Origin of the sequence: Kitasatospora sp. NPDC092039 (assembly GCF_044756065.1) — a bacterium.
Classification (GTDB): Bacteria; Actinomycetota; Actinomycetes; order Streptomycetales; family Streptomycetaceae; genus Kitasatospora.
Map to the genome: position 1 here is coordinate 139,690 of NZ_JBIVSD010000006.1, position 20,107 is coordinate 159,796.

The window sequence follows — 20,107 nt, forward strand, 5'->3', positions numbered from 1 at the left end:
CCAGCCGCACGGCGCCGAACAAAGCCGGTGGGATAGAACCGGAACCCGCAGCCCTCGCTGACTTCGGAGACATCCATGAGGTTCACGCGGTACTGCCGTTCCCTCCTGTCAACACCCGCGATGGCGGTGGAGCGGTACACCAAGAGCCACCAGTCCGGGGCCGACATCGCCATGGTCGATCTGGAGGATTCGGTCCCACCCACCCGGAAGGAGGAGGCCCGTCGGCTCGCCGAGGAGTTCTTCGCCCTCCCGTCCACCAAGCTCGCGCGCAGCGCGGTGCGCATCAACACCCTGTCCGGGCCGGACGGTCTGCGCGACCTGATCGCCATCGCCCGGTACCGGGTCAAGCCGGACCTGGTGCTGATCCCGATGGCGGAGTCCCCCCGGGACGTCGAGATCGCCGCCGGCGCGCTCGCCGCCGACTGCCCGGAGACGGAGTTCCTGGCCGTCGTGGAGACCCCGCTGGGCATCGAGCACGCGCCCGCCATCGCGGCCGCCGGGCACCGGCTGCGCGGGCTGGTCTTCGGCTCGGCGGACTACGCCTTCGCGGTCGGCGCCCGGCTCTCCTGGGAGGCCCTGGCCCACGCCCGCGCCCGGGTGGTCAACAGCGCCCGCGCCGCGGGGGTGGAAGCGATGGACGCACCGTTCTTCGAGGTCACCGACCTCACCGGGCTGCGCCGGGAGGCCGGGCTCGCCCGGGACTTCGGGTTCAGCGGCAAGATCGCCGTCCACCCGCGCCAACTGCCCTTGATCAACGAGACGTTCAGCCCCGACGAGGCCCTGCTGGAGCGCGCCCGCCGGGTGGTCGCGGCGGGCCTGGAGACCGGCCGCTCGGTCACCGTGGTGGACGGGGTGATGGTCGGCATGCCGTTCTTCGAGGCCTCGCAGCGGCTGATCGAGCAGTTCGACCCGCCCCGGCCCGACGTCCCGGCCCGGCCCCGCGGTCCGCACCACCCCCGGGGCGACTCGCCCACCGACATCCCGACCATGACGGAGAAGTGACGATGACCGAAGAAACCGTCCTCGGACCGCGCCGGTACCGCAACGCCGAGGCCATGCTGGCCGCCGCCGACCCGGTCTGGCAGGCCGCCGCCGCCCACGGCCTGATCGGCATCACGGCGGACTCGGAGTCCAACAACCGGCTGGTCGTCCGCGAGACCGGCCACGAGTTCGCCAACATGGTCTCCTGCTCGTACCTGGGCCTGAACAACCACCCCGCGGTCCTGGCCGGCGCGGTGGACGCGCTGACCGAGTCCCGCGGCACCTCGCTGGTCCTCTCCACCACCCGGATCCGGCACAGCCTGCTGGTGCGGCTGGAGGAGGAGCTCGGCGAACTGTTCGGCGCCCACATCCTGCCGGGGGCGTCCTGTACCACGCTCACCGCCGGCATCCTGCCGCTGATCGCCTCCGGCCACCTGGACGGCACCTGTCAGGGCGGCGGCGGGCCCCGGGTGATGGTCTTCGACCGCTTCTGCCACTTCTGCATGGCGTACATGAAGCCGGTCTGCGGGGACGAGTCGCTGGTGCTGACCTGTCCGCACAACGACCTGAACTACCTGGAGGACGTCTGCCGGAAGTACCCGCGGGTCGCCTACGTCGCCGACGGCGCCTACTCGATGGGCGGCACCGCGGCCCTCGACGGTCTGCTCGAACTCCAGGACCGCTACGGGCTGTTCCTCTACATCGACGACTCCCACTCGCTGTCCATCGCGGGCGAGCGCGGCGAGGGCTACGTCCGCTCCCGGCTGGAGATGAACCCGCTGACGGTGATCACCGCGAGCCTCGGCAAGGCCTTCGGCACCAGCGGCGGCGTCGCGATGCTCGGCAACCGCGAGCAGTTCGAGTTCCTGCACCGGCACGCCGGCCCGATCGGCTGGTCGCAGAACATCCCACTGCCGATGGTCGGCGCCTCGCTGGCCAGCGCCGCCATCCACCGCTCCCCCGAACTCGGCGAGCTGCAGGCGCAGCTGGCCCGCAACATCGAGCTCTTCGACGAGCTGCTGCCGACCACCTTCGCGGGCAACGGCCTGCCGGTGCGCCGGGTCGACGTCGGGGAGGGCGAGCGGGCGGTCAAGCTGTCCGCCCAGCTCTTCGAGCGCGGCTTCTACAGCTCCGCGGTGTTCTTCCCGATCGTGCCCAAGGGCGAGGCCGGGCTCCGGCTGATGCTGCGCGCCGACATGGACGAGCGGCTGATCCGCGAGTTCGCCGGCCACGTCAAGGAACTCACCGCCGACCTCTAGGACCTGGGAGCAGCCGCGATGGACACCACCGAACCCGCCGGCTACCGGCGGATCGGCGAGCGCCGCTACCGCGAGGTGGTCGGGCGCTACTACGAGGAGTTCGAGGTCGGCGAGGTGGTCGAGCACCGCCCCGGACGGACCGTCACCGAGCTCGACAACGTGCTGATGAGCATGCTGAGCATGAACGACGCCCCCCTGCACATCGACGCCGCCTACAGCGCGCACACCCCCTGGGGCAAGCCGATCGTCTCCAGCCTGGTGACGCTCAGCATCGTCGGCGGGATGACCGCCCGCTCGACGAGCGGGCGCACCATCGCCAACCTGGGCTGGGAGAACATCCGGATGACCCACCCGGTCTTCGCCGGCGACACCCTCTACGCGGAGACCGAGACCCTCGCCAAGCGGCTGTCCGAGAGCCGCCCCGGGCAGGGCATCGTGCGCTGCCGCACCACCGGGACGAAGTCCACCGGCGAGGCCGTGGTGGTGTTCGAGCGCAGCTTCCTGGTGCCGCTGCGCGGGCACGGCCTGGACGAGGTCGCCGGGTACTGACGCACCGCCGGGCCCGACGGTCTGCGCCGTCGGGCCCGGCGCGCACATGAGGGAGGGCGGCCGGTAGACCGCCCTCCCCCACGCGTCGCTCACGCCTCCCGGCGGACGTCCACCAGCACCTTGCCCACCGTCTGCCGGGCGGCCATCGCCCGGTGCGCCGCGGCCACCCCGGACAGCGGTACGGTCCGGTCGATCCGCGCCACCACCCGGCCCTCGGCGGCCAGCCGGAACAGGTGGTCCGCGATGCCATCGAACAGTGCCCGGTCGGTCAGGACGTGCTTGAGCCAGAAGCCCTGCGCCCCCGCCGAGCCCTCGGTCAGCTCGGTCATCGTGAAGGTGTCCACCACGCCCTCCCGCGCTCCGACCGACACCAGCCGCCCGAACGGGGCCAGCCCGGCCAGCCCGGCGCGCAGCACCGGGCCGCCGACCGAGTCGAGGAACAGGTCCACCCCGCCCGACTCCGCGAGCCGCCCGGCCAGCTCGGGGTCCAAGGGGTCGAGCACGAGGTCGGCGCCGAGCGAGCGGAGGAACTCCCGCTTCTCCGGGGTGGAGGCCAGGGCGACCACCCGGCCCGCGCCCAGCGCCCTGGCCAGCTGCACCGCCAGGTGGCCGACCCCGCCCGCCGCAGCGGTCACCGCGACGGTCTCGCCCGCCCGCAGCCGCCCCGCCAGGGTCAGCGCGCCGTAGGCCGTCGCCCCCTGCTCCAGCAGCGCGAGCGCCTGCGCGTCGTCCACCCCGTCCGGCACCTCCACCGTGTGCGCCGCCTCGGGGGCGGCCACCTCGGCGTACCCGCCGCCGGTGCGCAGCAGCGCGACGACCCGCTTCCCGTCCGCGCGGCGGCGCCCGACCACGTCGACGCCGAGCACCGCCGGCAGCGGGAGCCGCAGGTACTCGCCGGCGCGGATCTCCAGGTCGGCGTAGTTGAGCCCGGCCAGGGTGACGTCGACCAGCACCCGGCCCGGGGCGGCCACCGGCTGCGGCACCGTCGCGATGCGCAGCTCCTCCGGCCCGCCGTAGCGGTGGATCACCAGGGCGCGCATCCCGCTCCCGGCGGCCGCGCCGGCCCCCTCGTCCGCCGCCTCGTCCGCCTCCGGTTCCGTTCCGGCGAACAGCGCGAGCAGCGCGGCCTCCAGGGCCCGGGCGGCTTCCGGGCTCTCGGCGACCGCGCAGTACATCACCGAGCCGTCGGCGGGCCCGAAGTCGCTGCTGAACAGCACCCCGGTGCCGGTCCGCGGGTCGAAGGCCAGCCCGGCCGCGCCGACCGCCGCCAGGGCCTCGGCGAACGAGGGCACCCGGAGGCCGCCGAGCTCCAGCAGGAAGCGCGAGCCGCGGTGCTCCTCGCGCAGCAGGCGGCCGAGGTAGACGTCGTGCAGGTGGCTGGAGCCGGTGAGCCGGGCGTTGGTCTCGTGGAAGTAGATCTCGCCCTTGGGGGTGAGCACGGCGTCCGCGCTGACCGTGCCCCGGTAGCCGATCGCCCGCAGCGCCTCGCACAACCGGGCGCCCTGCCGGACGAGTTCGGCCGTGACGTCGGCGTCCGGGGTGACCGGCGGGGTGATCTCCCCGACCACCACCGGCCGCATCACCATCTCCCCGCAGCCGGCCTGCACCACGGCCGCGTCGTCCAGGACGAACTGGGCGTACAGCGGCGCGGAGTCGGCGAAGTACCGCTCCACCACGACCCGTTGGCCGCGCCCGCCGGTGAGCCAGGTCCACCGCTCGGCCACGTACGCGGCCACCGCGGCCCGGTCCGGCAGCGGCACCACCCGCTCGGCGCCGACCGCCTCCACCCGCTCGTCCCGGGCCAGGATCTCGTTGCCCAGGCCGCCGGCCTGGTACTCGACCTTCACCATCACGCTGTGCCCCTGTGCCAGCAGGTGCTCGACGGCGGCCTCGACCTCCGCGGGCGAGCCGGCCACCGTACCGGGCGGGATCGGCACCCCGGCGCCGGCGGCCAGCGCCCGGAACCCGGCCTTGCTGTTCACCAGGGCGTTGCCGCCCTGTGCCGCGAAGGGCAGGCCGGGCATGGCGTGCGCCAGGCCGAGGGCGGCCGCGAGTTCGGCCACCGCGGCGTTCGGCGAGATGGCCAGCACCTCGGCGACGGCGCGCCCCTCCAGGACGCGGCGCAGTTCCGCGCGGAAGCCCGGGTCGGCCAGGCGGTCGGCGGTGAGCACCTGGTCGCCCCGCTCGCCCGGCGGCGGCACCACGAAGGTCAGGCTGTCGGCCCGCGCGCCGGTCAGCCCGGTGACGTACGCCAGGAACGCCGGGTCGGGGCTCCCGGGCAGCACCAGGACGTCGCCGTCCCGGGCCCACCAGAGCATCCGCTGCGCCCCGCATCCGGCGAGCAGCTGCTCCGACGGCGTCATCCCGGTGAGGTCCCCGACCATCTCCTCGGTGCGGTTGTTCGCGATGCAGAGCGTCGTCATCTGGTGAAATCCCCACGGCCGGTGTCCGACGCGCGACACGGGTGTGGCGCGCGCTACTGGTGTAGCGCACCGGGGTTGTTCTGGTTCGGCCCTCGGTCATTGAACAAAACGCCGAACAACCGAGGACCCCCGGCACCGGACAGGGCCTAGCGGAACGAGACCCGGTGGGTACCCGTCACGGACACCACCAGGGAGTAGAGCGAGGTGGTGGCGGTGATGAACAGCCGGTTGTTCTTCGGACCGCCGAAGGTGAGGTTGGAGACGGGCTCGGGGACGAGGAGGCGGCCGATGAGGGTGCCGTCCGGGGCGTAGCAGTGGACGCCGTCGCCGAAGGCCGCCGCCCAGAGCCGCCCGTCGCGGTCGAAGCGGATGTTGTCGAAGCGGCAGCCGACGCCCTTGACGAAGATCCGGTCGCCGGTGAGGGTGCCGTCCTCCTCGATGTCGAAGAGCCGGATGTGCCCGGCCCGGCTGTCGTTGACGTAGAGCCGCCGCTCGTCGAGCGAGAGGACCAGCCCGTTGGGGCCGTCGAAGCCGTCGGCGGCGAGCTGGACCTCGCCGCTCTGCGGGTCGATCCGGTAGAGGTTGCGGGCGCCGATCTCGGACTCGGCCTGGTGGCCCTCGTAGTCGGAGGTGATGCCGAAGTCCGGGTCGGAGAACCAGATCGCGCCGTCCGAGCGGACCACCGCGTCGTTGGGCGAGTTGAGCCGCTTGCCCCGGTAGCGCTCGGCGAGGACGGTGATCCGCCCGTCGTGCTCGGTGCGGGTCACCCGTCGGTTGCCCTGCTCGCAGCTGATCAGCCGGCCCTCGCGGTCCAGGGTGTTGCCGTTGGGGTGCCCGGCCGGGGAGCGGAAGACGCCGACCGTGCCGGTGGCCTCGTCCCAGCGCAGCAGCCGGTCGTTGGGGATGTCGCTCCAGACCACCTGGCGCCAGGCGGGCAGGTAGACCGGGCCCTCCGCCCACCGGCAGTCGCCGTACAGCTTCTCCAGCCGGATGTCGCCGTTGGCGCAGCGGCGGAACCGGTCGTCCAGTACCTCGTACAGCCCGAACTCGATGGAGCCAGACATCGTTCACCCCGTATCGACTTGTGCCGGATGTCTTCCGGCCAGTCGGAGTATGACAGAACGCGGTATGGTCCCACCATGACTTCCGATCACCTCGACGACACCGACCGCGCGTTGCTCGCCCTGCTGCAGGACGACGCCGGGCAGCCGTACGCGGCGCTGGGCAGGGCCGTGGGGCTCTCCACGGCGGCGGCGCACGAGCGGGTGCGCAAGCTGCGCGAGCGGGGGGTGGTCCGCCGCACCACGGTGGAGGTCGACCCGAAGGGCCTCGGGCTCGGGGTGCTCTCCTTCGTGATGGTGGATTCCACGGCCTGGATGGGCGACTCGGCGCAGGCGTTCACCGCGATACCCGAGATCGAGGAGGCCCACATCATCGCGGGCAGCGCCTCGGTGCTGGTCAAGGTGCGGACGGCGACCACCGAACAGCTCCAGGACGTCCTGCGGCGGCTCTACGCGATCGACGGCGTGAGCGGCACCCAGGCGACCGTCGTCCTGGAGACCTTCTTCGAGCGCCCGCCCGCGCCCTGAACACGAACCCGCGCCCCGGCTGCGGCCGGGACGCGGGTTCGTGTCAGCGGTGGATCGGTGGTCGGGCGGAGTACGGCCCGCGGAGCCTCAACGTCCCTGGAGGCGCCTGACGTTGTCGCCGAAGCTCCAGCCCTTCGAGCCGTCCCAGTTGATCGACCAGGTCATGAGCCCCTTCAGCGAGCCGCTGAAGGCGTTCCACGACTGGCCGACCAGGCCCGGATCCATGTAGCCGCCGCCCGCGCCGGGCTGGGCCGGCAGGCCGGGCACCTGCTTGTCGTAGGGCACCCTGATCGTGGTGCCCTGGATGGTCAGGCCGTTGTTCAGGCAGGTGGTCTGCGCGGTGAAGCCCTGGACGGTGCCCGCCTGGTAGGAGTCGCCGGAGCAGCCGTACATGCTGCCGTTGTAGTACTGCATGTTGAGCCACCACAGCTGCCCGTTGTCGGCGTACTTCTTGACGATCGGCAGGTAGGCGCCCCAGATCGAGCCGTAGTTGACGCTGCCGCCGGTGACGTACGCGGTCTCTGGGGCCATCGTCAGGCCGAAGCCCGCGGGCATCTGGGCGAGCACGCCGTCGATGATGCGGATCAGGTTGGCCTGGGAGGCGGAGAGCGTGTTGATGTTGCCGCTTCCGGACAGGCCGGTCTCGATGTCGATGTCGATCCCGTCGAAGTTGTACTTCTTGAGGATCGGGACGACGGTCGCCACGAACCGGTCGGCGACGGTGCTGGAGCTCAGGTCGATGCCCGCGGCGGCGCCGCCGATCGACATCAGGATCGTCGCCCCGGCGGCCTTGGCCTGGCACATCTCGGCGGGGGTCGAGACCTTGACGTTGGTGTCCATGCCGTCCTGCCACAGGACCGTGCCGTCCGAGAGGATCACCGGGAAGGCGGCGTTGATGACGTTGTAGCCGTGCGCGGCCATCCGGCTGTCCGTGATGGGGACCCAGCCCATGCCGGGGTGGACGCCGTTCAGGGCGCCGTCCCAGTTCTCCCAGTAGCCCTGCAGGACCTTGCCCGACGGCTTGGGCTTCGTGGGGCAGGTCTCGTTCGGCGGCGTCGTGGTGGTCGGCGTCGTGGTCGGCGTGGCGGTCGTCGTCGGCGTGGCCGTGGTCGTCGGGGTGGTGGTCGGTGTGGCCGTGGTGGTCGGTGTGGCCGTGGTGGTGGGCGTGGCCGTGGCGGTCGGCGAGGGGCTGCTGCCGCCGGGGCCGGTGAGCGACACGTCGTCCGCGAAGAACGCGGGCTGCCCGTACCAGCCGTGCAGGTAGACCGTCACCGACGTGGTGTTCGCCCCGGTGGTGAAGCCGACGCTGAGCTGGCCGTACGAGGCGCTGCCCGCCGTCCAGGTCGAGGCGTTGGTGACACCGGTGCCGGTGGCGCCCAGGTAGACGTAGCTGCCCTGGACGTAGGCGCTCAGCGTGTACTGGGAGTTGGGCTGCACGCTGACGGTCTGGGTGCACTGGGCGGTGTCCTGGCCGGTCGGCGTGGCCTTGAGCGCCGAGGCCCCGGAGTGGACCGGGCTGCCGACGACCGCGCCGGAGCCACCGGTGCAGCTCCAGCCGGAGAGCCCGTTCTCGAAGCCCGGGTTGGCCACCAGGTTGGGGGTGGCGGCCCCGGCCGTGACGGTCCCGGCCATGGCGACGCCGGCCCCGATGACGGCGGCGGCGCTCACCCCGGCGAGGGAGCGCCGCAGGACGGTCGGCCCGGGCGCGGCGCGGCCGGTCCGGGTCACCCGCGCTGCGCGCTCCACCGCCCGCCGCGGGCCAGGAGCCGGGAGCGGCCCGCCGCCGGCCCGTTCGCCGTCGAGGCGGCCGGGGTCCGGGCTGGGGCGGGACCCGCCCGACGGGCGTGGGGTGCGCGACCTCCGACGGAACATGCTGTGCTCCCTTTCCGCCGAGCGTCATGGACATGACCGACGCGTGGGGGCGTGACGCCCGGCTCTGGGTGAAGTGGGGGGAAACAGGTGGGGCTGTGCCGGTCCGGATCGTAGGAGGGGCGGCAAGGCGCGTCAATAGGTCTGGACCATTTGAGGTCTGGACCAATCCGGAGGGTGCCCCGCGGCCCCGCGCGCCGAGCCGCGTTCAGCGGTGCCGGGAGCGGCGGGCTCGGTTAGCGTCGAGTCGACCGCCCATCCCCGCCGGAGGCCGCAGATGTCCGCCCCGATCCACGCCGTCCACGCCGAGCTCGACCGCCGCGCCGCCCGGGAAGCCGCCCAGGTGGTGGCCTGGCGGCGCCACCTGCACCAGCACCCGGAGCTCTCCAACCGTGAGAGCGGCACCGCCGACCTCGTCGCCGAGCACCTGCGCTCCCTGGGCCTGGACGAGGTGCGCACCGGCATCGCCGGTCACGGCGTCGTCGGCGTCCTGCGCGGCGCAGCGCCCGGGGAGCGCGTCGTGGCGCTGCGCGCCGACACCGACGCGCTGCCGGTCCAGGACCTGTGCGGGGAGCCCTTCGCCTCCGCCCTGGTGGACGCGGACTACCCCGGCGGCCCGTTCCCGGTCTCGCACGCCTGCGGCCACGACGCCCACACGGCGATGCTGCTCGGCGCCGCCACCGTACTGGCCGGGGTCCGCGAACAGCTGCCGGGCACGGTGCTGTTCGTCTTCCAGCCCGCCGAGGAGGGGCCGCCGGTGGACGAGCCGGGCGGGGCACGGGAGATGCTGCGCCAGGGCGTGTTCGCCGACCCGGCCCCCACCATGGTCTTCGGCCTGCACGTCGTCCCGCTGCCCAAGGGCTACGTGGGCTACCGGGAGGGCAACCAGTTCGGCGCCTCCTGCCTCCTCAGGATCGTCATCAGCGGCCGACAGGTCCACGGTTCCACCCCGTGGGAGGGCGTCGACCCGATGCCGGCCGCGGGCGCGGTGCTCACCGGCATCGGCCAGCTCTACCGGCAGGTCCCGGCCGTCGACCCGGTCACCGTCACCATCGGCCACGTCGAGGACGTCGGCCGCTTCAACATCATCGGCGAGACCGTCACCCTGTGGGGCACCATCCGTTGCTCGGTCGAGGCCGACATGGCCGACCTGCAGAAGCGGCTGACGACCCTCGCCGAGAACACCGCCGCCGCCTACCACTGCACCGCCACCGCGGACTACCTCCAGGAGGTGCCCGCCGTGCACAACCGCAAGGATTGGCTGGACGCCGCGCTGCCAACCTTCCGCCGCGTCGCCGGCCCGGACCGCGTCGTACCGACCCCGCCCACGCTCGGCTACGACGACGTCTCCGAGTTCGTCAACGCCTACGGCGGCCTCTACGTCCTGCTCGGCGTCCAGGACCTGGAGTTCACCCCCGACGGCGGGCTCCGGCCCACCGCCGGCGGCCGCGGCACGGCCTTCAACCACAACCCCGGTTTCTACGCCGATGACGACACCCTGGTCACCGGCGTCCGGCTGCACGCCCACGTCGCCCTGGACCACCTCACCGGCGCCCTCGCCCCCGCATCCGGCTGAACCGGCCCCGGCCCCGCACCGCCCGCCGAGCCGCCTCCAGCCCCGCCCTCGGCTACCCGCGACGGCGCGACCCCGGCGGGTAGCCGCGCCCCGGCTCCCGCCGCCACGGCCCCCGCTACCCGCCCGCCGTCGCGGCGGCCACCGCCAGCGCGGCCACCTGGGGCTTGCAGATGTCGGAGTGCGCCCCCGCGAACGGCTGGCCCTTCACGTCGTTGATGACGGCGGCGGCGTTCACCCGGTAGAAGGTTCCGGGCGCGAAGCCGTAGTCGCCGCCGCCGTCGGCCGGCATCAGCCGGTCCTCGGCCGGTGCCACGGCCTGGTACCCGTCCGCACCCATGCCGCCCCAGCGCCCGGCGACGTCGGCCTCGGAGTCCTGACGGGCGAGGAAGGAGGCCTTCGGGTACCAGACGCCGACCGCCCAGTCGTGGACGGTGTGGGTGGCGACGAGCGGGCCGTGCACCCGGTCCGCGACGGTGTTCAGGGCGCCCGCGCTGCCGAAGGGGTTGTCCTGGGCGCGGGCGAAGGACCAGTGCGAGAACGCGCCCTGGATCAGCAGCAGCGAGGCCACCGGGCTGTCGGCGGCCGCGCCGACGCCGGCCAGGGCGAAGGAGACCAGCCGGGCGCCGAAGCTGTGGCCGACCAGGTGCACCCGCACCCCGGGCGAACGGCCGTGCAGGCCGGCGAGCAGCGGCCCCAGGCCGCCCCGGCCGATGTCCCCGGCCCGGGCTTTCATGATCGAGTACGAGAGCACCCGCAGTGCGTCCTTCGCCCCGTTCACGGCGTTGCGGAACCAGTCACCGACGCCCTGGGTGGAGGAGCCGGGCGGCGCGCTGCCGAAGGCCTCGGCGGCGGCCTGGTACGCCGTCCTCGGATCGGCGTCCAGCAGCAGCGCGGTCTCGCCCGAGTCCTCGAACTCGCCGTGGGGTGCGGGCGGCGGCACCAGGGACTGGATCAACTCGTGGATACGCGCCAGGCGTTGCTCCTTGGCCGGGTCGGTCTCGCCGGTACCGGCCGCCGCCTCGCCCTCGTCGATGAGCCGGCCGATCTCCGCCACCGTCCGCCGCTGCTCCGGGTCGGCGAAGCCCTCGGCCAGCGACAGCGCGATGTCCGTCCCGGAGACGGCGGCCGTTCCGGCGTCGGGGCCCGCCACGGCGCCGCTCCCGGCCTGGGGCGCGGCGACCGCCGTCGGCGGGGTCGCCGGGGTGGGCGGGAACCAGAGCGAGGGCCAGTAGACGCCCGCGAACCCCACCGTGCCGAGGTTCGCCGCACCGCTTCCGGCCTCCCGGATCAGCGGGAACATCGTGTCGTAGAGCTCTCGGGCCTGCTGGGCGGAGTTGCCCCACCCGTGGCTGAACACGAACAGGTCCGTCAGCCCCTCGGCCGTCACCTCGTCGAGGAAGTCGGCCGCCGCCGGTGCGGTCAGCTTCCCCTTCTCGTCGAAGGCGAGGTCCCACACGGGCTCGTTGGTCGGCAGTCGCCTCATCGCTCGTGACCTTTCGGGTGGCTTTCCGGGTGGCCGTCCGTCCGTCGATCGGTCCGCTCGCCTGCTCGTCGGTCCATCCGCTCGTCAGACGTTCGCCAGCATCCGCATCAGGTCCACCAGGCCCGCCCCCTGGGCGTACCGCTCCCGGCCGAGGTCGGTGGCGGAGGCGGTGAGCAGGCTCTTGACCTGCCGCGGCCGGCCGATGAACTCCGGGCGGGCGGACAGGAAGGCCGCGATCACCCCGGAGACGTGCGGCGCCGCCATCGAGGTGCCCGACTGCTCGGCGTACGTCAGCAGGCTCTCCGGAACCGGGTCCTCCGGCGCCGGGGTCAGCCCGGCGGTGGCCCGGACGTCGCCGGTGGCGGCCGAGGCGATCCACTCGCCGGGCGCCACGACATCGGGTTTCATCCGCCCGTCGAGCGTCGGCCCCTTGCCCGAGGTCCAGGTGACGCCGAACGCGTGCGGTGCCTCCCGGTGGGTGGAGCCGACCGCGATGCAGTCCTCGGCGTGGGCCGGTTCGGTGATCGACCCCATCACCGCCGAGGTGTTGGCGGCCTCCCGCCGGGCGCCGTAGTTGCCGGTGGAGACCACCACGACCACGCCGGAGGCGACCACCTGGCCCAGGGCCTGGCAGAGCGGGGACTGGCCCGCGGCGTACTGGTCGGGCCGCCACTCGCAGCCGAGGCTCATGTTGACGCCGTGCACGCGCAGCACCGCCGGGTCCACGTTGACCTCGGTCCGCAGGTAGGTCAGCGCACGGATGACGGCGCTGGAGGAGGTGACGAAGGTGCCCTGGCGGCTGCGCCTCATCACCTTGATGCTGACCAGTTCACAGGCCGGCGCCATCCCGGACAGCCGGTCCGCGCCGGCCCGCGCGACGTATCCGCTGTCCCGGGGCTCGTCCGGCGTGGCCACCCGCGGCGTCATGCCGTCCGGGGTGCAGCCCGCGATGATCCCGGCGACGTGGGTGCCGTGCCCGCTGTCGTCCACCAGCGGCGACGCGGGGTCGCGCGGCGACGCCGGGTCGTCGTCCGCCGCTCCGCCGGCCGGCCGCGCCGCGGGGTCGTCCGGGTTCACCAGGAAGCTGAAGTCGCGGTGCAGCCGGCTGGTCAGCCCGTGCGGCAGGTCCTCGCCCCGCCCCTCGGCCGCGAGCTCCAGCCGGGAGAAGTGCGGGTGGGTCGCGTCGATGCCGCTGTCGATGACCGCCCACACGATCCCGCTGCCGCGCGCATCGTAGGCGCGCCAGGCGGCGTTGGCCTTCACGGTGGGCGCCGAGCGGTCGATCTGCGGATACAGCGGGTAGTCCGGCCAGACCCGGAAGATGACCGGCGGCCGCCCGGTCAGGATCGCGGTCCGCCGGTCGTCCTCCACCAGCTCGCCGAGGTCCGCACGGGAGAGGACCGTCTGGTACAGCTTCGGCGCGACCAGGGCGAGCCCCAGCGGCACCTCGGGCTGCACGTGGCTCCCCGAGCTGACCTCCTCGGGCCACCACCCGTGGGACCGTCCCGCGTAGTGCCCCCAGAGCGCGTAGAACTCGTCCCGGACCACCTGCAGCCCGCCGGGGTAGCGCAGGTTCAGCTCGATCAGCATCGGCACCTGCTGCTCCGCGTCGTCCTGCCCCGCCGCCCGGAACGCGATCCCGGGCGGGGCCAGGTTGAGGTCGCCCACGATCGGCGACCGGAAGGGACTCTCGGGCTCGTACGCCATGACCGTTCCCATCTCCCCCGGCGGCGGGCGGGGGCCGACCCCCGGTCGGCACGACCGCTCCCACCTGCGAGTGTCGGCCGCGCCCCCACCCGCTGCAACTCGCCGCGGGCGGGGCCGGCACCGGGGCCCCGGACGGTCCGTCCGGGGCCCCGGTGCCGGTGGACGCGGGCCGGTCAGGCGCCGGGCACGCTGTGGAAGAGGTGGTGCTCCTGGCCCCACTTGCCGACCCCGCGCCCGAGCAGGGTGGTCGGCGCGGGCTTGACGCCGACCTGGTGCCAGGTCCAGTCGACGAACGCGGCGCACCAGGAGGTCTTCGCGCACTTCGCCTTCGGGCTGCTGGAGTGGGCGAAGTACTTGTCGCAACGGAATTTGAACGCGTTCAATAAAATTCCGCAAGGAGCCGGGCCCGGGGAGATGATTGACAAACTCAACCTTTCACCCCTAGCCTCGCCATTGCTTCAGGTAGTGAAATTTCTATCCGGAGCACCGCATGCACCAACCTCCCCATCTCAGGACCGCGAGCCCCCTCATGACCGAAGCCATCCCCTCCGTGGTCGCCCGCCTGCGGGCCGAATTCTCGACCGGCCGGACCAGGCCGCTCTCCTGGCGCCTGGACAAGCTGGCCGCCCTGCGCACGCTGCTCACCGAGCGGGCCGAGGTGTTCCAGCAGGCCCTGCACGCCGACCTCGGCAAGAGCGCCGCCGAGGCGTACCGGACCGAGATCGGCTTCACGCTCAACGAACTCGACCACACCGTGGCCCACTTGGCGCAGTGGCTGGAACCGGCGCCGGCCGCCGTACCGGAGTTCTTCCGCCCCGCCGAGGCCCGGGTCGTCCGGGACCCGCTGGGCGTGGTGCTGATCATCGCGCCGTGGAACTACCCGCTGCAGCTGGCCCTGGCCCCGCTGGTCGGCGCCCTGGCCGCCGGGAACACCGCGCTCGTCAAGCCCAGCGAACTGGCCCCCGCGACCTCCGCCGCCATCGCCGAGCTGCTGCCGCGCTACCTCGGCGAGGAGGCGGTCGCGGTCGTCGAAGGGGCCGTGCCGGAGACCACCGCCCTGCTGGAGCAGCGCTTCGACCACATCTTCTACACCGGCAACGGCGCGGTCGGCCGGATCGTCATGACCGCCGCCGCCAAGCACCTGACCCCGGTCACCCTGGAACTCGGCGGCAAGAGCCCGGTCGTGGTCGCCCCCGGCGCCGACCTCGCCGTCACCGCCCGGCGGATCGCCCGCGGCAAGTTCCTCAACGCCGGCCAGACCTGCGTCGCCCCCGACTACGTCCTCGCCGTCGGCGACACCGCCGGCGACCTCGAACGCGAACTGGCCGACGCCGTGAAGGAGTTGTTCGGCGATGACCCGGCCACCAGCCCGGAGTACGGGCGGATCGTCAACGAGCGCCACTTCGACCGGCTCACCGCGCTGCTCGGCGCCGGGCGGACCGTCGTCGGCGGCGAGCACGACCGTGCCGCGCGCTACCTCGCCCCGACCGTCCTCGCCGACGTACCGGCGACCGCTCCGGTGATGCTGACCGAGATCTTCGGGCCGATCCTGCCCGTCCTGCCGGTGCCCGACCTCGACGCGGCGATCGCCTTCATCAACGAGCGCGACAAGCCGCTCGCCCTCTACGCCTTCACCGAGTCCGCGGACACCAAGCGGCGACTGGCCGAGGAGACCTCCTCCGGCGCGCTCAGCTTCGGCCTGCCCGTCTCGCACCTGGCGATGCCCGACCTGCCGTTCGGCGGCGTCGGCGAGAGCGGAATGGGCCGCTACCACGGCGAGTACTCGATCGAGACGTTCAGCCACGCCAAGGCCGTCGTCGACAAGCCCCTCGCCTGATCCCCACCACACCACCGGGCCCGCTGCCCCCGATCCCCCCGGAGCATCCGTCCATGACCCCGAACGAGCACGTCGCCGCAGTCTCCGCCGAGACCGCCCGGTTCGTCGCCGCCGTGCGGTCCGCCGACCCGGCCACCCCCGTCCCCGGCTGTCCCGGCTGGACCCTCGCCGACCTCGTCCGCCACACCGGCAGCGTCCAGCGCTGGTTCACCCTCCTGCTGCGCCGGCGCATCCAGGAGCCGCCCACCAGCCGGGAGGTCGACCTGAAGCTCCCCGAGCGGGTCGAGGACTACCCGGCGTGGCTCGCCGAGGCCTGCGCGGAGGCGGGTGCGGCGTTCGCGGAGACCGACCTCGACGCCCCGATGTGGGCGTGGGGCGCCGACCAGCACGCCCGGTTCTGGGTCCGCCGGATGCTCTTCGAGACCCTCGTGCACCGCGCCGACGCCGAACTCGCCCTGGGCCTGAAGCCCGGGATCGACCCGGACCTCGCGGCGGACGGCGTGGCCGAGTTCCTGACCAACCTGCCGTACGCGGCCTTCTTCGCCCCGCGGACGGCCGAGCTGCGCGGCGAGGACCGCACGATCCGCTTCGCCCGCACCGACGGGGACGGCGACTGGCTGGTGCGGCTGCGCCCCGACGGCTTCGGCCTGGACTCCGCCGATGCGCCCGCCGGCTCACCCGCCGACGCCACCGTCTCGGCCACCGCCGCCGAGCTGCTGCTCCTCCTCTACGGCCGTCTCGACCGCTCGACGCCCACGGTCACCGTGTCCGGGGACGAGGGCCTGCTGGACCTCTGGTTCGCCAACTCCGCCTTCTAGGAGGGCCGCCGACCACGCCCTTCGACCGGCCGGCGCCCCCGCCGCCGACCGGTCGACCGGGCCTCCGCAGGCCGTCCGGTGCGGGACACCGCGACGCCGAGCGCCGGCAGGGCATCGGCGCGCGAGTCCCGCAGCACGGTCCCGCCGCGCTGTCCAGGGAGTGGAATCCCGCCCGCGGTGGACGGGGCGTGCGGCACCGTGGACGGCATGATGCTACGACCGGAGACCGCCGACCTCGCCGCCTACCTCGGGGCGGACGAGGTGATCGACCACCAGCACCCGGAGCTGCGGCGGCTGGCCGCCGAACTGGCCACCCCGGAGGCGGCGTTCCACCACGTCCGCGACCAGGTGGCCCACTCCGCGGACGCCGGCGCGTACAGCGGGGCGTTCCGCGCCTCCGAGGTGCTGGCCGCGCGCAACGCGATCTGCCACGGCAAGTCCCACCTGCTGGCCGCGCTGCTGCGGGCGCAGGGCCTGCCGGCCGGCCTGTGCTACCAGCGGCTGGAGGACGGGGAGGGCGGATTCGTGCTGCACGCCCTCAACGCCGTGCACCTGGACGGCCGCTGGTCCCGGTTGGACGCCCGGGGCAACCGGGAGGGCGTGGACACGCGGTACGACCTGGAGCGGGAGCGGCTGGCCTGGCCGGTCCGGCCGGAGCTCGGCGAGCGCGACTACCCCGGCGTCTTCGCCGCACCGCCCGCCCCGCTGCTCCGGGCGCTCGCCCGGGCGGTGCCCGGCCGGTCCGGCTACGGCCACCTGCCGGCCGAACTCCCCGGCGAACCGGAGCCAGGACCCATCGGTTTCGGCCTCCCTACGCCGTCGCCCGCCGGACCCGGTAGTTCCAGCGCGTGAGCGACCGGACGACGGTCTCGGCGCCGACGGGGTTGGCGCTGTGGACGAAGACCGTTCCGATCCGGAACGGCCGCCCGTCGAAGGCGGCTTCCTCCATGAGGGTCACCACGGGCAGGATGCTGTCGTCGCCGCCGAGATCGTGGTCGAGCCAGAGCTCGTCGATGAAGCCGTCCCGGTGCTCCTGAAGGAGCCGGACGCCTTCGCGGCTGGTGCGGGCGATCCGCGTGGCCCTCGGGAGCGGTCGGAGGTCGTCGATGCCGAGGATGACGGGCGCCGGTGCGGTGGGGTCCTCATTCACCTGATCATCATCACAGAGCAGTGGCGTCGGGCGGTACGCGGAAACCGACGGCCGGTCGAACGGACCGGACCGGCCCTGGTAGAAAGGGAACTTGAGCGGCAGCTGTCAATCCAGTCGACGCAAGGGCGGAACCGGGGAGTGACGGAATTCGAACTCGGCCACGGGCCCACGAACATCCGCAACGTCGTCACCGACAGTACGGTCCACTACCTGGTGCAGATCGGCGTGCTCAACGGGGAGCTGCACCTCACCGTGCCGCCCCGGGGCGCGGCGCCGGAGACGCCGCTCGGCCTCGCCGAGGAGCGGCTCGCCCGCAGCCTGCTGTACCAGTGGCGGGCCGAGGCCGACGCCTGGGACATGGCCGACCCCGAACCGCTGGCCGTCCGCTGGGTGCACAGCCGCACCGCGCTCGGGCCGGGGACCGAACTCGGCGGGCGCGGCGACCGGGTCGGCACGATGGCGGGGGCCCTGCTGGAGCTCGACCACCGCCGTCTGCTGATCCTCGGCGGGGCCGGCGCGGGCAAGACGACCCTCGCCGTGCTGCTCACCCTGGAGTTGCTCGCCCGTCGGCTCACCCGCGGCGAGGACGTCCCGGTGCCCGTCCTGCTCTCGCTGGAGTCCTGGGACGCCGAGCGGGTCAACTTCTACGACTGGCTGATCGGCCGGATCGCGGAGGAACACCCCGGTCTGCCGCGGGTGGACGGGCTCCATCCCGCCCGCCGGCTGGTGAGCGAACGCCGCCTGCTGCCCGTCCTGGACAGCCTCGACGAGTTGCCCGAGCACCGGCGGACCGCCGTCCTCGGTGCCCTCGGGCGCCAACTGGGCCAGGAGGGCGGGGTGGTGCTGATCTGCCGGACCGAGCCCTACCGCGAGCTGGTGGACACCCAGCGGGACGTGCTCCGGGTGGACTCGGCGATCGAGGCGCTCCCGCTCGACCCCACCGACGTCGCGTCCTACCTGGACCGGGCCCGGCAGCCCTCGCGCGCCGCGGCGTGGGCGCCGCTGCTGGCCGAGCTCCGCTCGGCGCCGGACGGCCCGGTGAGCCGGGCGCTGGCCACGCCGCTGATGGTGTGGCTGCTGCGGCGCGGCTACGAGCGGGCGCCGGCCGACCCGGGTGAGCTGGTGGACCGCCGGCGTTTCCCGACCGCCTGGCAGGTGGAACAGCACCTGCTCGACCGGATCGTGCCCGCCTCGTTCCCGCCGCTGCCGCCGGAGCCCGACCGCCTGCACCCGCCCCGGCGGTGGGAGCCGCACCGGGCACGGGTCTGGCTGTCCTTCCTCGCCCGGCTGATGAACCGCCAGGAGACCGCAGAACTGGCCTGGTGGCGGTTGTTCGGCGCGCCGCTGCCGCGGGCGCTGGCGGCACCCGCGCTGATCGTGGCGGGGATCGCCCTGTCGCTGCTGTTCGACCTGGTGCTGGGGGCCGTCCGGGGCTCCGGCCACCCCTTCGGCTTCAGCAGCTCGCTGGGCCTCGGCGTGGTCCTCGCGGGTACGGTCCGGACGGCCGGGCAGGCGTGGTTCGGGGAGGAGACCGCCACGCCCCGGCGGCGGGCCGATCCGCTGCGCTTCGCCGGGGCCCTGCGCTCGGCCGGCCGCACCGGGCGGCTGAGCCGGGCCTGGCGGCTCACGGTGGTGGTCGGCGGGCCGGCGGTGATCCTCGCCGTCGGTGCGTTCCAGCTCCTGGCACCGGCGACCGAGGGGCTCGCGCTGGTGGCCTCCCTGCTGCTGTCCACCTATCTGATGATCGCGCTGGCGGCCCCCTCGGACACCGTGGACGCCGCGACGCCCGACGCACTGCTGCGGTCGGAGCGGACCTCCGTCCTGGTGACGGTGGTCGTCATCGCGCCGCTGCTCGCCGCGGGGATCGAGCTGATGGACTGGTCCTGGGACCGCCACGAGCGCCACCAGGTGGACTGGGCCCACGCGCTGGCGGCCTGGTGCGGGACGGGCGCGACCTTCCTGCTGCTCAGCCCGTGGAGCCGGTGGCTGCTGGCGCGGTGCTCGCTGGCGCTCGTGGGCCGGCTGCCCTGGCCGCTGATGACCTTCCTGCGGGACGCCCACCGGGCCGGCCTGCTCCAGCGGACCGCCGGGACGTACCGCTTCCGCAACCTGCGGCTCCAGCAGCACCTGGCCGCCATGGCCGGTCCGGACGCCGCGGGGATCCCGCCGGCCCGGGTGGCACCGGACGGAGCGGCGACGGAGGCCGGGGCGACGGGCGGAGCGGCGGCGGGCGGGACCGGTCCCGTCACCGGCCCGGTCCTGCCCCCGGCCCCACCGGTCCGCCCGGCCTCGACCTGGCGCGGCCTCACCGTGCGCCGCGCCCCCGGCTCGTACCTGCTCAGCGGCCGGATCCGCGGCGTCGTGCTGGCGCACTGGGGCCCGATCGGCGCGCTCCTCGGCCTCCAACTGGTCCGGACCACGGTCGGCGGCACCTGGGACCGGCTGGACTCCTGGAGGCCGATGATCGGACTGCCCGCCCTCGGCCTGCTGATGATGCTGATCAGCCTGCTGCCCCGGCGGCGCATCGAACTGCACATCACCGACACCTTCGTCGCCGCCCGCTGGGGCCGCCGCCGCTGCCGCTACGAGTGGCGCGACGTGGAGGAGGTGGCCGTCCGCCGGGTGCACGTCCGCGGCCGTGACACCCATGTCCACGGCATCCACGTCCGGCTGCGGCCGGGAGCGCCCGTCCCCCCGGCGCGCTTCCGGGGGCGGGACGGGTGGTACCTGGTGCAGCCGATGACCGTCGTCCGCTCCCCCCTGCCCCCGGACGTCGCGGAGGCACTGGCCGAGCTCTCCGGCGGGCGCTGGCGGCCGTAGGCTTCACCACGCAGGGGGCGGGAGACGGGCCATTGCCCGTGTCCCC

At 73.8% G+C, this 20,107-nt stretch carries 15 protein-coding genes and 2 pseudogenes; 9 read left to right on the forward strand and 8 right to left on the reverse strand.

Annotated features, from left to right (window positions below):
• Positions 1-75: 75 nt before the first annotated feature.
• Genes ACIQI7_RS14500 through ACIQI7_RS14510 form a run of 3 tightly spaced genes read left to right on the forward strand, consistent with a single transcriptional unit; the run spans position 76 to position 2,789 of the window.
• Positions 76-1,002, forward strand: coding sequence for an HpcH/HpaI aldolase/citrate lyase family protein (locus ACIQI7_RS14500; RefSeq protein WP_401109097.1), 927 nt, complete (start codon positions 76-78; stop codon positions 1,000-1,002).
• 2 nt (positions 1,003-1,004) lie between these two features.
• Positions 1,005-2,240: an aminotransferase class I/II-fold pyridoxal phosphate-dependent enzyme gene (locus ACIQI7_RS14505; protein WP_401109100.1), complete on the forward strand. Its 1,236-nt coding sequence runs from the start codon at positions 1,005-1,007 to the stop codon at positions 2,238-2,240.
• 18 nt (positions 2,241-2,258) lie between these two features.
• On the forward strand, positions 2,259-2,789 hold the full coding sequence (locus ACIQI7_RS14510; protein ID WP_401109103.1) for a MaoC family dehydratase: 531 nt from the start codon (positions 2,259-2,261) through the stop codon (positions 2,787-2,789).
• An 89-nt stretch (positions 2,790-2,878) separates the two neighbouring features.
• Here ACIQI7_RS14510 and ACIQI7_RS14515 read toward each other — a convergent pair whose 3' ends face one another.
• Together ACIQI7_RS14515 and ACIQI7_RS14520 are read right to left on the reverse strand one after the other, a co-directional pair.
• On the reverse strand, positions 2,879-5,212 hold the full coding sequence (locus ACIQI7_RS14515) for a zinc-binding dehydrogenase (protein WP_401109105.1): 2,334 nt from the start codon (positions 5,210-5,212) through the stop codon (positions 2,879-2,881).
• Between the two features lie 146 nt (positions 5,213-5,358).
• A complete protein-coding gene (locus ACIQI7_RS14520) occupies positions 5,359-6,276 on the reverse strand; it encodes an SMP-30/gluconolactonase/LRE family protein (protein WP_401109108.1) in 918 nt (305 codons plus the stop codon).
• A gap of 75 nt (positions 6,277-6,351) precedes the next feature.
• On the opposite strand from ACIQI7_RS14520, the gene ACIQI7_RS14525 reads away from it, so the two are divergent.
• Complete coding sequence (locus ACIQI7_RS14525; protein ID WP_401109110.1) at positions 6,352-6,801, forward strand: Lrp/AsnC family transcriptional regulator; 450 nt, start codon at positions 6,352-6,354, stop codon at positions 6,799-6,801.
• 87 nt (positions 6,802-6,888) lie between these two features.
• On the opposite strand, the pseudogene ACIQI7_RS14530 reads toward ACIQI7_RS14525, so the two are convergent.
• Both ACIQI7_RS14530 and ACIQI7_RS14535 read right to left on the reverse strand, forming a co-directional pair.
• Positions 6,889-7,908 (reverse strand): annotated as a pseudogene (locus ACIQI7_RS14530) (chitinase); the annotation flags it as partial.
• 153 nt (positions 7,909-8,061) lie between these two features.
• Positions 8,062-8,673 (reverse strand): annotated as a pseudogene (locus ACIQI7_RS14535) (carbohydrate binding domain-containing protein); the annotation flags it as partial.
• Between the two features lie 274 nt (positions 8,674-8,947).
• Between ACIQI7_RS14535 and ACIQI7_RS14540 the strand changes: the two are divergent.
• Positions 8,948-10,246 carry a M20 family metallopeptidase gene (locus ACIQI7_RS14540; RefSeq protein ID WP_401109113.1) on the forward strand — a complete coding sequence of 433 codons (1,299 nt, stop codon included), beginning with the start codon at positions 8,948-8,950 and terminating at the stop codon, positions 10,244-10,246.
• Between the two features lie 115 nt (positions 10,247-10,361).
• On the opposite strand, the gene ACIQI7_RS14545 is transcribed toward ACIQI7_RS14540, so the two are convergent.
• The 3 genes from ACIQI7_RS14545 to ACIQI7_RS14555 form a co-directional block, all read right to left on the reverse strand.
• Complete coding sequence (locus ACIQI7_RS14545; RefSeq protein ID WP_401109116.1) at positions 10,362-11,729, reverse strand: hypothetical protein; 1,368 nt, start codon at positions 11,727-11,729, stop codon at positions 10,362-10,364.
• Between the two features lie 84 nt (positions 11,730-11,813).
• Entirely contained in the window at positions 11,814-13,436 is a 1,623-nt protein-coding gene (locus ACIQI7_RS14550) for a S8 family peptidase (RefSeq protein WP_401109119.1), read from the reverse strand.
• A 173-nt stretch (positions 13,437-13,609) separates the two neighbouring features.
• Positions 13,610-13,819, reverse strand: a complete 210-nt coding sequence (locus tag ACIQI7_RS14555) for a hypothetical protein (RefSeq protein WP_401109122.1) — start codon at positions 13,817-13,819, stop codon at positions 13,610-13,612.
• A gap of 146 nt (positions 13,820-13,965) precedes the next feature.
• Here ACIQI7_RS14555 and ACIQI7_RS14560 point away from each other — a divergent pair, with 146 nt between their 5' ends.
• The 3 genes from ACIQI7_RS14560 to ACIQI7_RS14570 all read left to right on the forward strand — a co-directional run bounded on the left by ACIQI7_RS14560 (position 13,966) and on the right by ACIQI7_RS14570 (position 16,943).
• Positions 13,966-15,273, forward strand: a complete 1,308-nt coding sequence (locus ACIQI7_RS14560) for an aldehyde dehydrogenase family protein (protein WP_401109124.1) — start codon at positions 13,966-13,968, stop codon at positions 15,271-15,273.
• A 53-nt stretch (positions 15,274-15,326) separates the two neighbouring features.
• Positions 15,327-16,091, forward strand: coding sequence for a maleylpyruvate isomerase family mycothiol-dependent enzyme (locus ACIQI7_RS14565; protein ID WP_387756188.1), 765 nt, complete (start codon positions 15,327-15,329; stop codon positions 16,089-16,091).
• 207 nt (positions 16,092-16,298) lie between these two features.
• A complete protein-coding gene (locus tag ACIQI7_RS14570; protein ID WP_401109127.1) occupies positions 16,299-16,943 on the forward strand; it encodes a transglutaminase family protein in 645 nt (214 codons plus the stop codon).
• Here ACIQI7_RS14570 and ACIQI7_RS14575 read toward each other — a convergent pair.
• Positions 16,903-17,241 carry a cyclic-phosphate processing receiver domain-containing protein gene (locus tag ACIQI7_RS14575; RefSeq protein WP_401109129.1) on the reverse strand — a complete coding sequence of 113 codons (339 nt, stop codon included), beginning with the start codon at positions 17,239-17,241 and terminating at the stop codon, positions 16,903-16,905. The two genes, ACIQI7_RS14570 and ACIQI7_RS14575, sit on opposite strands and share 41 nt — an antisense overlap.
• A gap of 138 nt (positions 17,242-17,379) precedes the next feature.
• Here ACIQI7_RS14575 and ACIQI7_RS14580 point away from each other — a divergent pair, with 138 nt between their 5' ends.
• On the forward strand, positions 17,380-20,061 hold the full coding sequence (locus ACIQI7_RS14580; protein WP_401109132.1) for an NACHT domain-containing protein: 2,682 nt from the start codon (positions 17,380-17,382) through the stop codon (positions 20,059-20,061).
• The last annotated feature ends 46 nt before the right edge of the window (positions 20,062-20,107 follow it).

Bases quoted from the DNA above. Each gene is read 5' to 3' on its own strand.
- ACIQI7_RS14500 (WP_401109097.1), top strand. From the start codon at position 76: ATGAGGTTCACGCGGTACTGCCGTTCCCTCCTGTCAACACCCGCGATG.
- ACIQI7_RS14505 (WP_401109100.1), top strand. From the start codon at position 1,005: ATGACCGAAGAAACCGTCCTCGGACCGCGCCGGTACCGCAACGCCGAG.
- ACIQI7_RS14510 (WP_401109103.1), top strand. From the start codon at position 2,259: ATGGACACCACCGAACCCGCCGGCTACCGGCGGATCGGCGAGCGCCGC.
- ACIQI7_RS14515 (WP_401109105.1), bottom strand. From the start codon at position 5,212: ATGACGACGCTCTGCATCGCGAACAACCGCACCGAGGAGATGGTCGGG.
- ACIQI7_RS14520 (WP_401109108.1), bottom strand. From the start codon at position 6,276: ATGTCTGGCTCCATCGAGTTCGGGCTGTACGAGGTACTGGACGACCGG.
- ACIQI7_RS14525 (WP_401109110.1), top strand. From the start codon at position 6,352: ATGACTTCCGATCACCTCGACGACACCGACCGCGCGTTGCTCGCCCTG.
- ACIQI7_RS14540 (WP_401109113.1), top strand. From the start codon at position 8,948: ATGTCCGCCCCGATCCACGCCGTCCACGCCGAGCTCGACCGCCGCGCC.
- ACIQI7_RS14545 (WP_401109116.1), bottom strand. From the start codon at position 11,729: ATGAGGCGACTGCCGACCAACGAGCCCGTGTGGGACCTCGCCTTCGAC.
- ACIQI7_RS14550 (WP_401109119.1), bottom strand. From the start codon at position 13,436: ATGGCGTACGAGCCCGAGAGTCCCTTCCGGTCGCCGATCGTGGGCGAC.
- ACIQI7_RS14560 (WP_401109124.1), top strand. From the start codon at position 13,966: ATGACCGAAGCCATCCCCTCCGTGGTCGCCCGCCTGCGGGCCGAATTC.
- ACIQI7_RS14565 (WP_387756188.1), top strand. From the start codon at position 15,327: ATGACCCCGAACGAGCACGTCGCCGCAGTCTCCGCCGAGACCGCCCGG.
- ACIQI7_RS14570 (WP_401109127.1), top strand. From the start codon at position 16,299: ATGATGCTACGACCGGAGACCGCCGACCTCGCCGCCTACCTCGGGGCG.